The sequence below is a fragment of the Pseudoalteromonas sp. CR1 genome, assembly GCF_019392235.1.
In the GTDB taxonomy this organism is placed as follows: Bacteria; Pseudomonadota; Gammaproteobacteria; order Enterobacterales; family Alteromonadaceae; genus Pseudoalteromonas.
The window spans coordinates 1-245 of sequence record NZ_JAHXRM010000534.1; the positions used below are offsets into that span (position 1 = coordinate 1).

At 69.4% G+C, this 245-nt stretch carries 1 pseudogene; it reads left to right on the forward strand.

Features of this window, described 5'->3' with window-relative positions:
* Positions 1-245: pseudogene (locus KZZ04_RS20445) on the forward strand (ammonia channel protein); the annotation flags it as partial.

A 245-nucleotide genomic window follows, 5' to 3' on the forward strand; every position in this document is an offset into this window, starting at 1 on the left:
CTTCAACGCCGGTTCCGCTGCTGCGGCCAACGGCACTGCCGGTATGGCGATGCTGGTCACCCAGATTGCTACCGCTGCGGCGGCGCTGGGCTGGATGTTCGCCGAGTGGGTCACCCACGGTAAGCCAAGCGCACTGGGCATTGCCTCGGGCGTGGTCGCCGGCCTGGTTGCAATCACCCCGGCTGCCGGCACCGTGGGCCCGATGGGCGCTCTGGTTATCGGCCTGGCGGCAGGCGTGGTGTGCT